The organism is Halalkalibacter sp. AB-rgal2 (assembly GCF_041821005.1).
GTDB lineage: Bacteria > Bacillota > Bacilli > Bacillales > Bacillaceae_D > Halalkalibacter.
In genome coordinates this window covers 210,838-228,948 of sequence record NZ_JBGUAV010000003.1, presented here as the reverse complement: position 1 = coordinate 228,948, position 18,111 = coordinate 210,838, and the positions used below count along the sequence as shown (strand labels likewise).

The 18,111-nt window shown below is 38.9% G+C and carries 20 protein-coding genes and 1 other annotated feature; of the genes, 16 read left to right on the top strand and 4 right to left on the bottom strand.

What is annotated here, in order from left to right:
- Positions 1-55: 55 nt before the first annotated feature.
- A complete protein-coding gene (locus ACERJO_RS04210) occupies positions 56-1,882 on the bottom strand; it encodes a UbiD family decarboxylase (protein ID WP_373646654.1) in 1,827 nt (608 codons plus the stop codon).
- Positions 1,883-2,052: 170 nt separating this feature from the next.
- Entirely contained in the window at positions 2,053-2,445 is a 393-nt protein-coding gene (locus ACERJO_RS04205) for a thiol-disulfide oxidoreductase DCC family protein (protein ID WP_373646653.1), read from the bottom strand.
- Between the two features lie 298 nt (positions 2,446-2,743).
- On the opposite strand from ACERJO_RS04205, the gene ACERJO_RS04200 reads away from it, so the two are divergent.
- Positions 2,744-2,980 (top strand): hypothetical protein, encoded by a 237-nt coding sequence (locus ACERJO_RS04200; RefSeq protein WP_373646652.1) that lies wholly within the window; start codon positions 2,744-2,746, stop codon positions 2,978-2,980.
- A gap of 439 nt (positions 2,981-3,419) precedes the next feature.
- Here the strand turns inward: ACERJO_RS04200 and ACERJO_RS04195 are convergent, their stop codons facing one another.
- The gene (locus ACERJO_RS04195) at positions 3,420-4,040 is read right to left on the bottom strand and encodes a helix-turn-helix transcriptional regulator (protein WP_373646651.1); all 621 of its coding nucleotides are present in this window, start codon (positions 4,038-4,040) and stop codon (positions 3,420-3,422) included.
- 134 nt (positions 4,041-4,174) lie between these two features.
- Here ACERJO_RS04195 and ACERJO_RS04190 point away from each other — a divergent pair, with 134 nt between their 5' ends.
- The 5 genes from ACERJO_RS04190 (at position 4,175) to ACERJO_RS04170 (ending at position 7,241) form a co-directional block, all read left to right on the top strand.
- The gene (locus tag ACERJO_RS04190) at positions 4,175-4,426 is read left to right on the top strand and encodes a pirin family protein (RefSeq protein WP_373646650.1); all 252 of its coding nucleotides are present in this window, start codon (positions 4,175-4,177) and stop codon (positions 4,424-4,426) included.
- A gap of 18 nt (positions 4,427-4,444) precedes the next feature.
- Positions 4,445-5,029: a pirin family protein gene (locus ACERJO_RS04185; RefSeq protein WP_373646649.1), complete on the top strand. Its 585-nt coding sequence runs from the start codon at positions 4,445-4,447 to the stop codon at positions 5,027-5,029.
- Positions 5,030-5,085: 56 nt separating this feature from the next.
- Positions 5,086-6,072 carry an NAD(P)/FAD-dependent oxidoreductase gene (locus ACERJO_RS04180; RefSeq protein WP_373646648.1) on the top strand — a complete coding sequence of 329 codons (987 nt, stop codon included), beginning with the start codon at positions 5,086-5,088 and terminating at the stop codon, positions 6,070-6,072.
- 12 nt (positions 6,073-6,084) lie between these two features.
- Positions 6,085-6,603 (top strand): NADPH-dependent FMN reductase, encoded by a 519-nt coding sequence (locus tag ACERJO_RS04175; RefSeq protein WP_373646647.1) that lies wholly within the window; start codon positions 6,085-6,087, stop codon positions 6,601-6,603.
- 269 nt (positions 6,604-6,872) lie between these two features.
- Positions 6,873-7,241, top strand: a complete 369-nt coding sequence (locus ACERJO_RS04170; protein WP_373646646.1) for a VOC family protein — start codon at positions 6,873-6,875, stop codon at positions 7,239-7,241.
- A 46-nt stretch (positions 7,242-7,287) separates the two neighbouring features.
- Here the strand turns inward: ACERJO_RS04170 and ACERJO_RS04165 are convergent, their stop codons facing one another.
- Positions 7,288-7,842 carry a GNAT family N-acetyltransferase gene (locus ACERJO_RS04165; protein WP_373646645.1) on the bottom strand — a complete coding sequence of 185 codons (555 nt, stop codon included), beginning with the start codon at positions 7,840-7,842 and terminating at the stop codon, positions 7,288-7,290.
- A gap of 131 nt (positions 7,843-7,973) precedes the next feature.
- On the opposite strand from ACERJO_RS04165, the gene ACERJO_RS04160 reads away from it, so the two are divergent.
- The 10 genes from ACERJO_RS04160 (at position 7,974) to udk (ending at position 18,077) form a co-directional block, all read left to right on the top strand.
- Complete coding sequence (locus ACERJO_RS04160; RefSeq protein WP_373646644.1) at positions 7,974-9,041, top strand: AI-2E family transporter; 1,068 nt, start codon at positions 7,974-7,976, stop codon at positions 9,039-9,041.
- 44 nt (positions 9,042-9,085) lie between these two features.
- Positions 9,086-9,292, top strand: a binding site (T-box leader).
- A gap of 79 nt (positions 9,293-9,371) precedes the next feature.
- Positions 9,372-12,014 (top strand): alanine--tRNA ligase, encoded by a 2,643-nt coding sequence (alaS, locus tag ACERJO_RS04155; RefSeq protein ID WP_373646643.1) that lies wholly within the window; start codon positions 9,372-9,374, stop codon positions 12,012-12,014.
- 89 nt (positions 12,015-12,103) lie between these two features.
- A complete protein-coding gene (locus tag ACERJO_RS04150; RefSeq protein ID WP_247104198.1) occupies positions 12,104-12,376 on the top strand; it encodes an IreB family regulatory phosphoprotein in 273 nt (90 codons plus the stop codon).
- Positions 12,373-12,786 (top strand): Holliday junction resolvase RuvX, encoded by a 414-nt coding sequence (gene ruvX / locus ACERJO_RS04145; protein WP_373646641.1) that lies wholly within the window; start codon positions 12,373-12,375, stop codon positions 12,784-12,786. The genes ACERJO_RS04150 and ruvX overlap by 4 nt, the downstream gene beginning before the upstream one ends.
- Positions 12,787-12,802: 16 nt before the next feature.
- Positions 12,803-13,093, top strand: a complete 291-nt coding sequence (locus tag ACERJO_RS04140; RefSeq protein ID WP_247104195.1) for a DUF1292 domain-containing protein — start codon at positions 12,803-12,805, stop codon at positions 13,091-13,093.
- A gap of 204 nt (positions 13,094-13,297) precedes the next feature.
- On the top strand, positions 13,298-14,455 hold the full coding sequence (gene mltG, locus ACERJO_RS04135) for an endolytic transglycosylase MltG (protein WP_373646640.1): 1,158 nt from the start codon (positions 13,298-13,300) through the stop codon (positions 14,453-14,455).
- 124 nt (positions 14,456-14,579) lie between these two features.
- Positions 14,580-15,209 (top strand): O-methyltransferase, encoded by a 630-nt coding sequence (locus ACERJO_RS04130; protein WP_373646638.1) that lies wholly within the window; start codon positions 14,580-14,582, stop codon positions 15,207-15,209.
- A gap of 19 nt (positions 15,210-15,228) precedes the next feature.
- The gene (locus ACERJO_RS04125; protein WP_373646637.1) at positions 15,229-16,158 is read left to right on the top strand and encodes a peptidase U32 family protein; all 930 of its coding nucleotides are present in this window, start codon (positions 15,229-15,231) and stop codon (positions 16,156-16,158) included.
- 21 nt (positions 16,159-16,179) lie between these two features.
- Positions 16,180-17,445, top strand: a complete 1,266-nt coding sequence (locus tag ACERJO_RS04120; protein ID WP_373646635.1) for a peptidase U32 family protein — start codon at positions 16,180-16,182, stop codon at positions 17,443-17,445.
- Positions 17,442-18,077, top strand: coding sequence for a uridine kinase (gene udk, locus ACERJO_RS04115; RefSeq protein ID WP_247104190.1), 636 nt, complete (start codon positions 17,442-17,444; stop codon positions 18,075-18,077). Before ACERJO_RS04120 ends, udk begins: the two co-directional genes overlap by 4 nt.
- The last annotated feature ends 34 nt before the right edge of the window (positions 18,078-18,111 follow it).

The following is an 18,111-nucleotide window of genomic DNA, read 5'->3' as shown; positions in this document are numbered from 1 at the left end:
ATAAGAAGTGCGCTGCTCTTAAAAGAAAGAGCAGCGCTTAATACTACTGTTAATGTTATGTCCTTTTGATCGTTCCATCCTCACTAAAGAAGCGTGCAATGCTTTGTTCTACCTCAGGATCTAAAATGAGTGGTGGGGCATGGTGAGGTTTCATCCGTGCATCAATGATCATCGTATCACAGCCCCAATGCTTAAATTGATAATAGCTATTAACTCCATAGATGTCATGTGAAGGATTACTTCTCGTAAAGGTCGCCCATAAGAAATTAGAAAGTGTCTCACTTAGAAACTTACTATCGTCACACAGGATCATAAGTGGACATGAAGACAAATCCTCATTACTAGCTAGTGTAGTAGTTAATTCCTCTAATTCGATTTGTGCTTGTTCATAGCTCAAAAATTCAGTGCCTTCTATTGCTACTACACCTGGAAAGACAATGGAAGGATTATGGACAATTGAGAGTTCTTCTAATACTTTTGGGATGGTTGTACAAAGCTCTCGTTTCTTATTTCCATAAGCTGCAATTATGACTTTACTTCCAGAATTAAGACCTGTTCCAGAGTAATCAAGCGTATCAATGGTCGTATTCGTTTGAAAATGAAGGTCACGCTTAAGGTCTATTCGTTCGAGAATATACGTTAAAAAACGTTCTTCATCATGTGTCGAAATGGGTTCTGTATCTTCAGCTGTAATGAATAAATATTTCGCTAAGCTTAATTGTCCTGTTCCTAAAATGTTGTTTGCGATCGTCATTAATTCTGACGGTCGTTTCACTTCTTCATATGGTGTGTAGCGTTCACTACCAATGGCGAATAGAAGAGGGTGGACCCCTGAAGCATCAACCGCGTGGACTTCCTTAACGCCAGGTATTTGTTGTTTGACAGCATCACCCGTTAATTCATGAATTAATTCACCGAATGATGTATCCTCCTGAGGAGGTCGTCCAACAACGGTAAATGGCCAAATGGCATTCTTGCGAGCAAAAACCTTGTGAACACGCATCATCGGAAAAGGGTGGGTAAGGCTATAATAGCCGAGATGGTCACCGAATGGACCCTCTTGCTTTGTTTCATTTGGATGAATCTCTCCTGTAATAACAAAGTCTGCATCATGACTAACGCAGTAGCCATCAACATAACTATAACGAAAACGCCTACCTGCTAATAAGCCGGCAAAAGTAAGCTCACTAAGTCCTTCAGGAAGTGGCATAACAGCAGATAATGTGTGAGACGGTGGCCCGCCGATGAAAATACTCACTTTGAGTGGCTCACCCTTTTTTATTGCTTTTGTTTGGTGTACACCGAGGCCACGGTGAATTTGATAATGGATTCCTACTTCCTTATTAGGTTCATAGTCATTTCCGCTAATTTGAATACGATACATACCTAAATTAGCATTCATGATTCCAGGCTTGTCAGGATCTTCGCTATACACTTGAGGTAATGTGACAAAAGCACCTCCGTCATCAGGCCAGTGATGAATATGTGGCAATTCAGCAATTGTAATTTCCTCCAAGTGAGAAGGTAAACCATTTCTTTTCTTCAACGGTAACGCCTTTGAAGCAGCTAAACCTGATTGAACATGCTTCAACGGTTGCTTCAACGCTTTCATAGGATCATTACGTAGTTGGATGACTTTTTCAGTTGGATTCCATGTTTTACGAAACATATATTTACTACGTTCGATTGTGCCGAAAAGATTAGAGATAGCAGGATATTTTGATCCTTTAATATTCTCAAATAAGATCGCTGGACCTCCTTTTTCATATACCTTTAAATGGATCGCAGCCATTTCAAGATAAGGATCGACCTCTTCTTTAATACGAATCAGTTCACCTTTCTGTTCTAAATCTAATATACATTCCTCTAGAGATTGATACATTGACGAAAGCTCCTTACGAAGACAGATTTATTACTAGTATACCGTTTTTATTGATGACCTGTCTTGTTTGAAGTGTGAGCGATTTTGTGACAATTGTGAGGGAAGTGAGTAGTAAATTGTAGATGTTATTAAGGCGCTAATATTTAACAATTTCAGTATTGGCAAGTAGCCTAGTCTAAAAAGCGCTTTTTCATATCAGATGTTGGGACTAGACATTGGTCCTTTTGACCAAACCATCTATAACGGTTGTTCGCAACAATTTGATAAACTGCGTCACGAAGTATGCGAGGGAAAATAATGGCGATATAAGATAGCTTCCATAGTCCTTTTAGCTGTTTACAAATTCGTAATACAGCTGTTGAACGAATATAGTGTTGATTATTTTCAATAAGTACCATACTATTCATTGTGCTTGATATATTATGATTTGCTAATAAGTGTTGACCAATTTCACTTTGTAAGGAAGCGAATTGAAATTGTGCATTTGGGTCGCGTTTAATAATAAATTGTACACTTTGGTTACATATATGACAATCTCCATCAATAAGTACGATTCGTTTCATCAGTTTATCATTCCTATCGAATTATCAAATTTATAAAGCATGTTCAAAAAGTACTAAAAAAATATGGCAATGGTTCCGTTCACTATGCGTCTTGTGGCGAGAAAACCACTGATCATAAGGCTTTTAAAGATATAGCGACTACGCTTCATTGCTTCGAGGTCATTCAAAAAGTTGAAGTCCATTCATGTTAGCCTCATTTTAACATAAATTATTAATTTGTCTTGTTTATTTGAAAGTGAAAGAAATAATAGGTAAGATAGTATGAAGAGAAAAGTTTATTGTAGTGAGGTGCAATTTTATGGGAGAAGCAAACCATGATGTTTATGTGAATCCGAAACAAGTCATGTATATTTTAGGAGCGTTTATTTTTGGAGGTTTACTTTTAGTATCCTTTATTCATGCGGGGTTTTACGCAGAGCATTATTCAACATCATTTCTATGGCAATTCCGTGGCACGATTTTAGGTGCGGCTGTTATCTTCTTTGCTCTAACCGTTTTCTTAAATCGTCAAACAAGTGAAAAACAAGAAAAATAGTGGATGAGGCTGGGACATAACTAAAGTGTCTATCTGGAAACCCGAACAAAAGATGAACGTAGCGGATGAAATATACGTAGACTCCTGCGGAATGAAAAGCGAGACCACTGAAAAAGTCCTTTCTAGTAACTCAAAGAAGAGTAATGGCTCCGCTCGTTGCACGCCTTTCTATGAGAAACCCACTCATAGAAAGGCTTTCAAAATCGGGCAACGGCTACGCACATTACTTAAAGGGCCGCTGAAAAGCCAAGGGTGAGACCCCGCAGTGCGAAGCACGAGGAGGCTCACCGGCTTCCCGCGGAAAGCGAAGTATATTTCAGGAGCGGTTTACGTCCACCATCTATCATTGTTCGGCTTTTCTTTTAGATAAACCACTTTTGTCCCAGCCTCATTTTTTAAATCAATAAAATTAATGTGCTTAAACTTGCAAGTGGTGCCACTATTTATTTTTTCGTATTAAGAATTTACAATGTGGCTCACCATCTGATTGACAGGAAATTCGATCAATCTCATTTGTTTCAAGCACTTGCTTAAACATTTCGGTTTCACACGTACAAGCGTCTTTGTAATCAGAGGCAATGGCTAAAATAGGACAATTATATTCTGTTAATTCGTACGTTCCGTCGTTTATTTTTTGCAGCTCAGCCATGTAGCCCTTCTCATTTTGTATATTAGTGAGCTCTGCTATTTTTTTATCAAAATTTGTTTGAATTAGTCGTTGTTTATAACTTTTTGTTAAACGTTGCTCTCTTTTTTTAAACAAAGTGTGAATGACCTCGTAACCATGTAATTCCTCAATATCCTGTAAAAATTCAACGCTAATCCCTTCGTAGTTTCTTGGAAAAAGTAGCTCCCCTTTGCTAGTTAAAGAGTATCTTTGTTGCGGACGACCGACCGCTTGTCTAACTTCTTTCCCTTCAATGAGTCCATCTTTCTCAAGTGAAAGTATATGTTTTCGAACTGCCATATGTGTGATATTTAATGTGGCTGTTAAGTTTTGAACAGACAAAGTTCCGTTTTTCTTGAGAAGTTCTAGTAGTTTGTTTTTTGTTGAGTGCATGTAAGTCTCTCCTCTATGTATGAAAATATTTGAATGAATGAGAAGCTGAATGCTTTGCAAAATATGATGGATATGATGTACTATCATTATATACTTTTTATACTAAAATGTATATAAAATAAGAGGTGAGAGAAATGAATCAACGCCGTGTTAAAAACAAATGGATCGTTAAGTATGAAGAGATGAGTTTTCCTTTTATTCAGAAAGGATGGGTGCTGCCGAATGGGAAATTTAAGGAATTTGACCCATTTATCATAATGGCTGAGGATTGGTTTAAAAGAGGCGCCTTTTCTGATCATCCCCATCGAGGATTCCAGACGATTACATATGTAGTGGATGGTCGGTTAGAGCATATTGATAATAGTGGAAGTCGTGAAATCCTTTAACCAGGTGATATGCAATATATGAATGCAGGATCTGGTGCACGACATGCAGAGGAAGCTGTTAGTGATGACATTGCTCATACGTTACAGCTGTGGTTAAACTTGCCGAAAGAGAAAAAGTTCTCTAAGCCTTATTATCAAAATGTTTATTCAGAAGCTACTCCTACAATTGAGATAGATCGTGGATTCGTTAAAATATTTGCAGGACAAATTGGGAATATCGTTGGACCGCTTCAGTCAATGGTTCCAATAACGATAGCTGAGGCCAATTTAGAAGAAGGAGCGTGCTATCAACATCAACTACCTGTTACGCATCAGGCATTTGTGTATGTACTCTCAAGTGAACTTGAAATAGGTGATGAAAGAACAGTGCTAAAAAAGCATGATGTTGCAACGCTAACGATGACTGACCAAGTTAGCTTGAGTCACGATAACTGCTCAATAGTTGCTCGTTCACGTCGAGTAAAGCTTTTAATTTATTCTGGAGAACCAATTAAAGAGACAATCGTTCCGTATGGTCCGTTTGTCATGAATTCAGAAGAAGAAATAAAAGAAGCTTATCATGATTATCGTACTGGAAAATTTGGTCCGGCAGCTAAGTCGTGATGGTTGTTTATACTTAATAATATAAAAAGATAATAAAAGAATGGGAGAGAAAATCAATGAATGAAAAAGAATTGTATGATGTAACGATTATTGGTGGAGGGCCAACAGGTTTATTTGCGACTTTTTATGCAGGAATGCGTGACTTAAAGGTGAAGATTATTGATAGCTTAGGTCAACTTGGTGGGCAAGTGGGCGAATTATACCCAGATAAATATATTTATGATGTTGGTGGATTTCCGAAGGTACTTGGGAAAGAATTTATTAAGAATTTAGAGGAGCAAGCTGCTTTTGCCAAACCAACGATTTGTCTTAATGAAACAGTTTTACATGTGGAGAAAGATGAGGACAAGTTTACGTTAACGACCAATCAAGGGCAACATGTTTCCAAAACTATTTTGATTACTGGAGGAATAGGGGCGTTTGAACCGCGTAAATTAAAGATTGAAGGGGAGCAGTTGTATGAAGGGAAGAGCCTGCATTACTCAGTAAAGGATTTACAGTTTTTTGAAGGGCAACGTGTTCTTGTTTGTGGTGGTGGTGATTCAGCTGTAGATTGGTCCCTCATGCTTGAGAATGTTGCATCACATGTTACATTATGTCATCGTCGAAATGATTTCAAAGCTCATGAAAGTAGCGTCAACGAGTTAAAAGCTTCTTCGGTTAATATAAAAACACCATACGCTATCAAACGATTAATTGGTGAGGGAGAAACGCTTCGTCAAGTAGTGATTGCTCATAAAAATGGAGATGAAGAGGTGGTTGATACTGATCATATCATCGTCAATTATGGAAATATTTCTTCTCTTGGTCCGATTAAAAGCTGGGGTTTAGAAATGGATCGTCAATCAATTATCGTTAATTCAAAAATGGAAACCAATATTGAGGGCATATTTGCAGCAGGTGACATTGTAAACTATGAAGGAAAGGTGAAACTTATTGCGATCGGGTTAGGTGAAGCACCAATTGCGATAAATCATGCAAAAGCATATATTGACCCTGCTTCAAGAGTTCAGCCGTTGCATAGTACGAGTGTATTTAAATAGGAGGTCATGGGAATGAAAATAGTTGGCGTATCTGGTTCAATGATTGGATCTAAAACAGTAAAAGTTGTTAGTGAAGTATTAGAAGCTGTTAAACGGAAAAGCCCAGCTGTCGAAACGGAGTTAATTGATTTAAAGGAGTATGAGATTGATTGGGTACGAGGCTTACCATTAGAAGCGTATAACAGTGACACACAGAAAGTAGTGCAAAACATTATTACTGCGGATGCACTCGTTTTCGGAACACCGATTTATCAGGCTTCTATTTCTGGTGTGTTAAAGAACCTGTTTGATCACTTGCCGATGGGGGTATTTCAATCGAAGGTTACAGGAGTCGTTACTACTGCAGGCTCAGAGCGTCATTTCTTAGTTGCTGAGTATCAGTTAAAACCCATATTACAATTTCTGAAAGGAACCGTACCGAATACGCAAGTGTTTGCTGTAAATGGAAGCTTTAATGAGAAGAATGAAATTGTCGATCAAGAAGTATTAACTCGTATAGATGTGTTAGCAGAAGCGATTGTACAACAATAAATAGTATGAGTGAGACGTCACAGCCGTAATTGTATTAGGTTGTGGCGTTTTTTTGAAATGATTTTGAAACAAGAATGAGTAAAAGGGTTTTAATGGTAAGTGTAGAATTACAAGGTGAGTTGCAAAAGTGGGGACATTTAGGAGTGAAGGAGAGGAAGGAATTAGTAATAAGGGTGAGCAATTAACTTTTCGGGAGTGATTCGTGAATAGAACCTGCATACGTTCGATTGGAATGAACGATATATACAAAATTAGAGGAGTGAGAGAGGATGATCAAAGGATTACATCATGTCCAAATAACGATTCCAACAGGGGAAGAAGAGGCAGGGAGAGCTTTCTATTGTGAAGGGTTAGGGATAGAGGAAATGGAAAAGCCAGCGTCATTACAGGGGAGAGGAGGATTTTGGCTAAAGGTGGGTAATCGTCAAGTACATGTTGGGACAGAAGAAGGGTTTGATCGTTTTCAGACGAAGGCACATATTGCCTATGAAGTGTCCGATCTAGATTATTGGAAACAAAGATTGAATAAGTTAGGAATCGAGATTGTTGAAGCCGTTCCTATCCCAGGGTATGAGCGATTTGAATGTCGTGACCCGTTCGGGAATCGAATGGAATTTATTAAAGAAAGTGAAAAATAGAGAAGAATGGGTGCATAAGTTAAAAATGAAATATAGGAGAGGTACTTCAGTTAACATTCTGACTCATCCATTCATCTTTTAATAACCCATAAATAATGATATCCATATATGTATGGTGTAAGTATTGACTATTTCGAATACAGCCTTCATGAAGGAAGCCGAGTCGTTCTGGTATGCGACGGCTTTTTTTATTTTCTTTAGCAACACGTATCTCGACTTTGTTGAATTGTAGCTCTTCGAATGTGTAAGCTGTTAAGGCTTGAACAACACGAGTCATAATTCCTTTTCCTTGAACGTTTTCTGCCAACCAGTAACCAATCGTTGTTATTTTATTAATGTGATCAATTTGATTAAATCCTGCATTTCCAACGATTTGATCGTCATAGAGTATGACAGTATTTAAACCTTTGCTTTCGTTAGCGAGCTGTTCGCAGGAGTGAATGAAGTTTTTGGTATGTTCAACAGTTGTTGTGTCATCTACCCAGGGAAGCCATTTGCGTAAATGGCTTCTTGATTGTTCTGTTACATAAAACAGTTGATGAGCATCTGTGTATTCAATTTGTTTAATCATTAACGAATCATCTATTTTTTTTGTAAACATGATAACCTCCTAAAGACTTAATATCCTTTTTTTACAGTAACATGAAAAACATGTTCGTGGGATGAAATTCTTATATTAGGTTCATGATGATTCTATTTAAATTGGTCATACTAATGAAAGAGGTGAGAGAGGTGGAGAATAACAACAAATGGTTTAGATGGTTATATCGTTCTGCTCTTATTTTGATCATTGCTCTCATTATCTTTGTTTTTATTCAGCTTACACCAATTTTTGCACCTTTTAGCGCTATTTTCAAGGCTTTAGTATTACCGCTCGGTGTATCGGTGTTGATTGCTTATTTACTTCACCCGATAGTGGAGAAGCTTCATGAAGTTGGGATGTCAAGAACCGTAGCTGTTATGTTACTTTTTCTTTTAATGATCGGCTTGTTTGCACTTATTGCTATGATTGGATTTCCAGAATTGAAAAAGCAAATTGAACATTTTGTTGAAGTTGTACCTGAGCAAGTTCAAATGATTGAGCAAGCAACAGATGAAATGGACCACCAGCTCCATAGTTTGCCAGAGCCCATCCAGCTTCAGGTAGAAAATTGGAAAGATCAATTAATTCGATTAGGTGAACACATTTTTAGTCAAGTAGAAGCAGTGTTTCTCTTTTTAGTGACATCTTTTTTCGCTTTAATCGTGATCCCATTTTTAGTTTTTTATTTATTGAAAGATTATGATCAAATTCAGAGGATTTGTTGGTATGTGACACCTCGAAGATGGCGAAAACCTTTGCAGCGCTTTATAAAGGATGTCGACCAAGCGATAGGAGGATTTATACGAGGACAATTACTCGTATCGTTACTAGTAGGAGTCATGTCAACTCTCGGTCTGTGGCTGTTAGGTGTACCATACCCGATTCTTCTCGGTGTTTTTATCGGCGCACTTGATTTGATTCCATTTTTTGGTCCTTACATAGGTGCGGCTCCTGCTGTGATTGTTAGTTTTCTTGAATCGTGGCAGCTTGGATTATTTACGATTCTCTTATTATTTATTATTCAACAGCTAGAAAGTAACATTCTATCACCAGTTATCGTTGGAAAGAGTATACACCTTCACCCAGTATTAATTATTTTAGCTTTATTAGTTGGTGTAGAAATTGGGGGTTTTTTAGGTATGTTATTGGCTGTACCATTATTGGCCATAGGTAAGGTGGTTTTTTTACACATACGTTCATACCGTCTCGCACGTTGACATTTGCTTGTTACATTTTTATAATAAAAGAGCGAAATGAACAGGTAAAAACGTTGAAGGAACGAGTATGAAGCAGTTCCACTTGTATAGAGAGGTTTGCCCGAGGCTGGAAGGTGAACTAAGTGAAGAGCTTCAGAACGCTAATCCTGAGTGTAGCTAATCGCTACCGTTAACCCGCGTTAAGGTATGAAAGTGATAGACGAATGTCTATAATTAGGGTGGTACCGCGTGAACAAGCTCTCGTCCCTTTATTGAGGGAGTGAGGGCTTTTTTCTATGAATGTTACGAGAATTTGGTCTACCCGATTACATGTAAAGGGAGTCGATGAAGGTGAAACATTTAACATCTGCACAAGTTAGACAAATGTTTTTAGATTTTTTTAAAGAAAAAGGGCACGATATTGAACCAAGTGCATCACTCGTCCCGCATGATGATCCGACTTTATTATGGATTAATAGTGGGGTAGCTACCTTAAAGAAGTATTTTGATGGTCGAGTGATTCCCGATAATCCCCGTATAACAAATGCGCAAAAATCGATTCGAACAAATGATATTGAAAACGTAGGTAAGACAGCTCGGCATCATACGTTTTTTGAAATGCTTGGGAACTTTTCAATTGGAGATTACTTTAAGGAGGAAGCGATTGAGTGGGCTTGGGAGTTTCTAACGAGCGAGAAATGGATTGGGTTTGACCCTGATAAGCTATCAGTAACGGTTCATCCGGAAGATCACGAAGCTTATGAATATTGGCAATCGACAATTGGGCTTCCACCTGAACGAATTATTCGTTTAGAAGGGAATTTCTGGGATATTGGTGAAGGTCCAAGTGGACCAAATACGGAAATATTTTATGATCGTGGCGTAGCATATGGTGACGATGAGAGTGATCCTGAGCTTTATCCTGGTGGGGAAAACGATCGATATCTTGAAGTATGGAATTTAGTATTTTCACAATTTAACCATAATCCAGACGGTACATACACACCACTACCTAAGAAAAACATAGATACAGGTATGGGACTTGAACGTATGGTGTCCATTATCCAAGATGTTCCGACAAACTTTGAAACGGATTTATTTATGCCGATTATTAAAGCAACGGAGCCTATTTCCGGAAAATCATATGGCCAAGATGTTGAAATTGATGTTGCTTTTAAAGTGATTGCCGATCACGTTCGAACGGTGACATTTGCCGTAACGGATGGTGCATTGCCTTCCAATGAGGGACGTGGATATGTATTACGTCGTCTTTTACGTCGAGCTGTTCGATATGCAAAGTTGATTGGAATTGACCGTCCTTTTATGTATGAACTCGTTCCGGTTGTCGGTGAAATTATGGTGGATTTCTATCCAGAGGTAAAAGAGAAGACAGAATTTGTGCAAAAAGTCATGAAAAATGAGGAAGAGAGATTCCATGAAACCCTTCATGAAGGATTAGCTATTTTACATAAGGTGCTTGATGAGGCAAAGCAGAATGATGAGAAAGTGATTTCTGGTGTTGACGTTTTCCGGCTTTATGATACGTATGGATTCCCTGTTGATTTGACAGAAGAATACGTGGAAGAACAAGGTTTAACAATCGACCGTGAAGGCTTTGAAGAGGAAATGGAAGGTCAACGTTCACGTGCTCGTTCAGCGAGACAAGAAACAGGCTCAATGCAAGTTCAGGATGAGGTACTTGGACAGATTAATGCTGAAAGTGTTTTCGTTGGATATGATGAGCTGAAGGTTGAACAGACAAAGATTGAAGTAATCATTGCTGATAAAGAAGTAATAAGAGAAGCACACGAACAAGAGCAAGTGCAAATTATTCTAAGCAAAACACCATTCTATGCTGAAAGCGGTGGACAAATCGCGGATGTTGGTACGATTAGTGGTGAAGGGTTTGTAGCTGATGTTCAGAATGTGAAGAAAGCGCCTAACGGTCAGCATCTTCATACAATTATTATAAAAGAGGGTGTTATGCAGGTTGGAGCAACGGCTATCGCTGAAGTGAATGCTCCAAGCAGAAAAGCGATTGTGAAAAATCATACGGCGACTCATCTGCTTCATCAAGCGTTAAAGGATGTTTTAGGTGAGCATGTGAATCAAGCTGGCTCCCTCGTGTCCGCTGAAAGACTTCGATTCGATTTCTCTCATTTTGGTCAAGTGACGAAAGAAGAATTAAGTCGAATTGAAGAGATTGTCAATAAACAAATTTGGGAAGCGACCGATGTTGATATTACAATAAAGAAGCTAGATGAAGCAAAAGCTATGGGAGCAATGGCGCTCTTTGGTGAGAAATATGGAGAAACAGTACGTGTTGTGAGAGTCGGCGAATATAGTTTGGAGCTTTGTGGTGGCTGTCATGTTCGAAATACAGCTGAAATTGGCTTGTGTAAGCTTGTAAGTGAATCTGGAATTGGTGCAGGAGTGCGCCGAATTGAAGCGTTAACGGCACAAGGTGCTTTTGAGCAAATGAGCAGTCAACTACGAGATTTACAAGATGCTGCTTCTATCCTGAAAGCGAAACGAGTAGAGGAAGTTCCACAACGAGTGGAGTCTTTAAATCAACAATTAAAAGAAGTTCAGCGTGAGAATGAATCTTTAATGGCAAAATTGGGTAACATGGAAGCTGGAAGCCTAATTGATGATGTTGTTGAAATTAATGGAGTAAAGGTACTTGCGAAAAAAGTGAATGCTGGTGATAAGGATGCATTACGAGCAATTGTCGACAAATTAAAGCAGGACCTATCTTCAGGTATCATTGTATTAGCTGCTGTATCTGGTGAAAAAGTAAACATTGTAGCTGGTGTGACAAAAGATTTGCTTGAATCTGGTTATCATGCCGGTAAGCTTGTAAAGGAAGTAGCGACACGCTGCGGAGGCGGAGGTGGTGGACGTCCCGATATGGCCCAAGCAGGTGGAAAGAAGCCAGAGGAATTAGAAAAGGCACTTGCCTTTGTTCAAGATTACGTAAATACAATTTCCTAAATGGATCATTTTGGTGTACAATGGAAATAAAGACAAGCTAGCTTTTAAGGGAAGAAGGAGACTAGCAATGAATGAAAGAGGTGTGTGTGATGAGCTCTATGGACAAAACGATGCAATTTGATTTTCAGGATGATTCGGTTGATGTGGATGTGCAAGAGGTACTTCTTTCTGTGTATGGATCACTTGAGGAAAAAGGTTATAACCCTATCAACCAAATTGTTGGCTATTTACTGTCAGGAGATCCTGCGTACATTCCTCGCCATAAGGATGCTCGTACGCTCATTCGCAAGCTAGAACGGGACGAATTAATTGAAGAATTGGTGAAATCCTATCTCACACAACACCAAAAGGAGATTGGATGAGAGCGTTAGGATTAGATGTGGGTACGAAAACAGTTGGAATTGCCCTTAGTGATGAGCTAGGTTGGACAGCCCAAGGTCTGGATACCATTAGACGAAATGAAGACAACCCTTCTGAAGATATGGAAAAGATAGCTAACCTTGTTAAAGAGCATGGAGTAAGCCATATAGTCATAGGATTACCTAAGAATATGAATGGTTCCATTGGTCCAAGTGGTGAGCGAAGCAAGGAGTTTGCTGAGCAACTTCAAGAGTTTGTCACTTGTGATATGACATTTTGGGATGAACGATTAACGACGGTTGCAGCAGAAAAAATGCTCATTTCAGCTGATGTTAGTCGAAAAAAACGTAAGAAAGTGATCGATAAAATGGCTGCAGTAATGATTTTACAAGGTTATTTGGATCATAAATAAGTGAAAGAGGTGTCTTATGGCAAACGAAGAGAAAGAACGCATTGTCATTCCCGATGAGAATGGGGATGAGCATTTATTTGATGAATTATTTCGTTTTCAAGTAGATGAAACGGATCAATCATATATTTTGTTAACGCCTGTTGGCTCTGATCAAGAAGATGAGGATGAAGAGGTCGAGGTGTTCGCTTTCCGTTTTGAAGATCGCGAAGGTGAAGAAAACGATATCGCTCTATTTCCGTTAGAATCCGATCAAGAGTGGGAAATGGTTGAAGAAATGTTGAATACATTTAGCGAAGATCAAGAATAAAGGCATTGTCTTAAAGGTATTTCGGTAGTTAAGACCTTCCGAAATACCTTTTTTCAGGTGAGAGTGTATTAAATTCTTAAAAGTTGAATCAATGAAGGTTCGATCATTTATTTACATTGTTTACCACAAACATGAATTTTCAAGTTTTTATTGCTGACATATTAGAAAAATATAGTATAATGATACGGTGGAAGGAGGAGAAGGATGTCTAATTCCGACGATAAACAAAGAAATTCCTTGTATCATGAAAGAGCAACTCAAGCTCGAATAGTAAGGCGTATTGTCTTTTTTGCGTTTCTTGGCTTAGTTATACTTGGAACGATCGCAGGATTTGGTGCGTATTCATATATAACCAATGCTCTATCTCCAGTTGATGAAGACTCACCAGAGGAAATGGAGATTACGATACCAATTGGTTCTACTGCCAATCACATCGGAACGATACTAGAAGAAGAAGGGCTTGTTCGTAATGGGACCGTCTTTCGTTATTATGTACGATATAAAAATGAATCTGGATTTCAAGCAGGAGATTATCGACTCCATACAGGTATGACAATGGATGAAATTATTGAATCCTTAAAAGATGGAACGGTTATGCAAGACCCAGAATTGGTATTTACTATTCCTGAAGGGTTATGGCTTGAGCATATGATTGAAGCTATCGCAAAAGAAACGGATCATACGGTTGAGGATCTTGAAGCGGTTATCCATGATAAAGACTATGTTGAATCGTTGATTGAACGATATGATATGCTAACTGAGGTTGTTTTAGATGAAGATATTCGTTATCCATTAGAAGGGTACCTATTTCCAGCACGATATGATTTCATGGTTGAAAATCCTTCTATTGAGGAAATCGTCGAAGCGATGCTAAGTAGAACACAGGCGATTCTAACTAACCTTGAAGAAGAGATGGACGAGCTTGAATTAACACCGCATGAAGTATTGACATTAGCTTCAATTATTGAGCGAGAAGCACAGAAGTCTGAAGATCGTTATATGATCTCAGGTGTCCTTCATACGCGTTTAGAGCGTGGAATGAAACTACAAGTCGATCCGACTACCGCTTATGCAATAGGTGAGCATTTATATATGACATCAATACCGGACACTCAATATGACTCCCCTTATAATACGTATGTTGTAGATGGAATACCTATTGGTCCGATTGCTGGACCAGGACAGGATTCGATAGAAGCTGTAGTTCGTCCAGAAATAACAGGCGACCTTTATTTCTACGCGCGAATTAATGGAGATGTTCTGTATACGGATACGTATGAAGAGCACTTAGCAAATCGAGATCGTTATCGTCATGAGTGGATTGAAGCGGCTGAAGAAGCAGAACAAGAGGATGAAGAGTAATGATAAGGGGCACTGAAAAAGTTTAGTTTTAACTTTTTCGGTGCCCTTCCAGTGACTTCAATTATGAGGGGGGAGGTGTCATTGACACACCCTCTTTTCCATATGAGCGAGATGGAGGTAGAAGATGGAACAACTTGAGACTTATGTGAAATCGTTAATTCCAAGTAGAGGTTCAATTGTAGAAGAAATGGAGCGACAAGCAGTACGAGATCATGTACCGATTATGGATATCATTGCGATGGAGTTCTTACTTCAGCAATTAAAGCTAATGAAGCCGGAAAGGATATTAGAAATTGGCACAGCTATCGGGTATTCAGCCATTCGAATGAGTCAAGCAACTGGAGCGACGGTTGTGACAATGGAACGAGATGAGCAGCGATATGAACAAGCTCTTCAAAACATTCAACGTGTCGGGCTAGATAGCAAGATTAATGTTTGGTTCGGTGATGCATTGAATCTAGGTGAAAAACTTGAATCTTTGCCCTATTTTGATGTATTATTTATTGATGCTGCTAAAGGTCAATATCAACGCTTCTTTGAAACATACGAACCGTATGTAAAGCGCGGCGGTGTGATCTTTTCTGATAATGTTCTTTTTCGCGGTTTAGTTGCAGAGACTGAGGTTGAATCAAAAAGATTGCGAAAACTAACAGAGAAAATAAAAATGTATAACTCTTGGTTAATGGCGCACCCTCGTTACGATACGAGAATTGTGCCAGTTGGTGATGGATTGGCGATTAGTATAAAACGATAGTAAAAAGGAGAGTAGGACGGTGAAAAAGCCTGAATTACTTGTAACACCAAAGAATCTTAATGCACTTGAACGTTTATTTAACGCTGGAGCTGATGCGGCGATTGTAGGTGAAGAACGTTATGGATTACGTCTTGCTGGTGAATTTACGCGAAATGATATTAAACAAGCGGTCGAGCTTGCCCATAAACAAAATAAAAAAATATACGTTGCAATGAATGCCCTCTTTCACAATGACAAAATAGAAGAGCTGGCAGAATATGTGGCTTTTTTAAGTGAAGCAGAAATAGATGCCATCGTATTCGGTGACCCAGCAGTTGTGATGACTGTTCGCGACGTTGCACCTGAAATGCCTTTACATTGGAATACAGAGACGACAGCGACAAATTGGTTTACAGCAAACTATTGGGGAAAAAGAGGAGCTACGCGAGCGGTTTTAGCACGTGAGCTCAGCATGGATGCCATTATTGAGATTAAACAGCATGCTGAAGTAGCAGTTGAAGTTCAAGTTCATGGAATGACCTGTATGTTTCAATCGAAACGCACATTAATTGGGAACTATATGGAATTCCAAGGAAAGAATTTAGAAGTAGAGCGACGGGGGAAGGAGCGACAATTGTATTTGTTTGATCCGGAGCGCGAAGCCCGCTATCCTATTTTTGAAGATGAGAATGGAACACATATTATGAGCCCGAATGATATAGCCATTATTGATGAGCTAGAGGAAATGATTGATGCCCAAATCGATAGCTTTAAAATCGATGGTGTATTAAAGTCAACTGAATATATGGAAGAAGTTACGAAACTTTATCGTGACGCGATCGATCTCTGTATAACAGATCGTGAACAATATGAGGAGAAAAAAGAACTGTATATCGATCAATTAGAAGTGCTACAACCGAAGCATCGTAAGCTCGATACAGGCTTCTTTTTTAAGGAAACTGTGTATTAAAAAAGGAGGGAGGAATAGAAGATGACTGTAACCGTAGAAGAAACAAGAAAAGCGAAACGCGTGATTACAAAAAAACCAGAACTATTAGCACCTGCTGGTGATTTAGAAAAGCTAAAAGTTGCTGTTCATTATGGAGCAGATGCGGTATTTATTGGCGGACAGGAATTTGGCTTACGTTCGAATGCCGGAAACTTCACGATCGATGAAATGCGTGAAGGGGTAGAATTCGCTAATCGTTATGGAGCTAAAATTTACGTAACAACGAATATTTTTGCACACAATGAAAATATCGATGGCCTTGAGGAGTATTTACAAAGCCTTCAGGAAGTTGGAATAACGGGCATCATTGTGGCTGATCCTCTCATTATTGAAACGTGTAAAAAAGTCGCTCCAAAGGTAGAGGTGCATTTAAGCACACAACAATCTTTGTCGAACTGGTTAGCGGTGAAGTATTGGAAGGAAGAAGGACTTCATCGTGTTGTTTTAGCAAGAGAGGTAGGCCTTGAGGAAATGCTTGAAATGAAAAAGCATGTCGATATTGAAATAGAAGCATTTGTTCACGGAGCGATGTGTATCGCTTATTCTGGTCGCTGTGTATTAAGTAATCATATGACAGCACGCGATTCTAATCGTGGAGGCTGTTGCCAATCGTGTCGCTGGGATTATGATTTATTTGAATTGAACGAGAATGGTGATCAAGCGCTTTTTAATGAGCAGGATCCTCAATATACGATGAGCCCGAAAGATTTAAATTTATTACAATCAATTCCGAAAGTGATCGAAGCAGGAATTGATAGCCTTAAGGTCGAAGGTAGAATGAAGTCCATTCACTACGTAGCGACAGTAACGAGTGTGTATCGAAAAGTAATCGACGCTTATTGTGAGGACCCAGACAACTTCAAGATTGAAAAAGCCTGGTTAGATGAATTAGATAAATGTGCAAATCGAGATTTTGCTCCACAGTTTTTTGAAGGAACACCGACATTCGAAGAACAAATGTATGGAAATCATCCAAAACGTACGAAATTTGATTTCATCGGTTTTGTGCTTGATTATGATCCAAAAACATCGATTGTGACAATGCAGCAGCGAAATCATTTCCGCCCAGGAGATGAAGTTGAATTTTTCGGACCAGAGATAGATAATTTTGTCCAAACTATTGATACGATTTGGGATGAGGATGGTCACGAGTTAGATGCAGCACGACACCCACTACAAGTTGTTCGCTTTAAAGTGGATCAACCATTACATCCTATGAATATGATGCGTAAAGAGGTTCGAAAATGATCACTAAGCCGATCATTATCGGGGTTGCGGGAGGAACAGGTTCGGGTAAAACAACAGTAGCTCATGAGATATATCGTCTTTTTAATAAGCAATCGATTGTATTAATTGAGCAAGATGCGTATTATAGAGATCAAAGTCATTTATCTTACGATGATCGACTGCAGACGAACTATGATCATCCACTTGCATTTGATACGGAGCTGTTGTTAGAGCATTTACATCGCTTACTCGAAAGAAAGACAGTGGCAAAGCCGGTTTATGATTATGTGAAGCATACACGATCCCATGATTTCATACCGATTTCAGCGAGGGATGTCATTATTTTAGAAGGAATTTTGATTTTAGAAGATAAACGGTTGCGGGATTTGATGGACATTAAAGTGTTTGTTGATGCAGACGCGGACATTCGGTTTATCCGTCGTCTCGTACGTGATGTTGACGATCGTGGACGGACAATTGATTCTGTAATTGAACAATATACGTCTGTTGTACGACCGATGCATTTACAATTTATTGAACCGACAAAGCGATATGCAGATATTATTGTTCCAGAAGGTGGTCAAAATCAGGTTGCTATCGATTTAATTGCAACAAAAATTCAGGCAATTATTGAAGGAAAAGCCATTTTGTAATAGGATAGAGTACATGTAAGGGATTTCATGAAAT

Bases quoted from the DNA above. Each gene is read 5' to 3' on its own strand.
- ACERJO_RS04210 (WP_373646654.1), bottom strand. From the start codon at position 1,882: ATGTATCAATCTCTAGAGGAATGTATATTAGATTTAGAACAGAAAGGT.
- ACERJO_RS04205 (WP_373646653.1), bottom strand. From the start codon at position 2,445: ATGAAACGAATCGTACTTATTGATGGAGATTGTCATATATGTAACCAA.
- ACERJO_RS04200 (WP_373646652.1), top strand. From the start codon at position 2,744: ATGGGAGAAGCAAACCATGATGTTTATGTGAATCCGAAACAAGTCATG.
- ACERJO_RS04195 (WP_373646651.1), bottom strand. From the start codon at position 4,040: ATGCACTCAACAAAAAACAAACTACTAGAACTTCTCAAGAAAAACGGA.
- ACERJO_RS04190 (WP_373646650.1), top strand. From the start codon at position 4,175: ATGAATCAACGCCGTGTTAAAAACAAATGGATCGTTAAGTATGAAGAG.
- ACERJO_RS04185 (WP_373646649.1), top strand. From the start codon at position 4,445: ATGAATGCAGGATCTGGTGCACGACATGCAGAGGAAGCTGTTAGTGAT.
- ACERJO_RS04180 (WP_373646648.1), top strand. From the start codon at position 5,086: ATGAATGAAAAAGAATTGTATGATGTAACGATTATTGGTGGAGGGCCA.
- ACERJO_RS04175 (WP_373646647.1), top strand. From the start codon at position 6,085: ATGAAAATAGTTGGCGTATCTGGTTCAATGATTGGATCTAAAACAGTA.
- ACERJO_RS04170 (WP_373646646.1), top strand. From the start codon at position 6,873: ATGATCAAAGGATTACATCATGTCCAAATAACGATTCCAACAGGGGAA.
- ACERJO_RS04165 (WP_373646645.1), bottom strand. From the start codon at position 7,842: ATGTTTACAAAAAAAATAGATGATTCGTTAATGATTAAACAAATTGAA.
- ACERJO_RS04150 (WP_247104198.1), top strand. From the start codon at position 12,104: ATGAGCTCTATGGACAAAACGATGCAATTTGATTTTCAGGATGATTCG.
- ruvX (WP_373646641.1), top strand. From the start codon at position 12,373: ATGAGAGCGTTAGGATTAGATGTGGGTACGAAAACAGTTGGAATTGCC.
- ACERJO_RS04140 (WP_247104195.1), top strand. From the start codon at position 12,803: ATGGCAAACGAAGAGAAAGAACGCATTGTCATTCCCGATGAGAATGGG.
- mltG (WP_373646640.1), top strand. From the start codon at position 13,298: ATGTCTAATTCCGACGATAAACAAAGAAATTCCTTGTATCATGAAAGA.
- ACERJO_RS04130 (WP_373646638.1), top strand. From the start codon at position 14,580: ATGGAACAACTTGAGACTTATGTGAAATCGTTAATTCCAAGTAGAGGT.
- ACERJO_RS04120 (WP_373646635.1), top strand. From the start codon at position 16,180: ATGACTGTAACCGTAGAAGAAACAAGAAAAGCGAAACGCGTGATTACA.
- udk (WP_247104190.1), top strand. From the start codon at position 17,442: ATGATCACTAAGCCGATCATTATCGGGGTTGCGGGAGGAACAGGTTCG.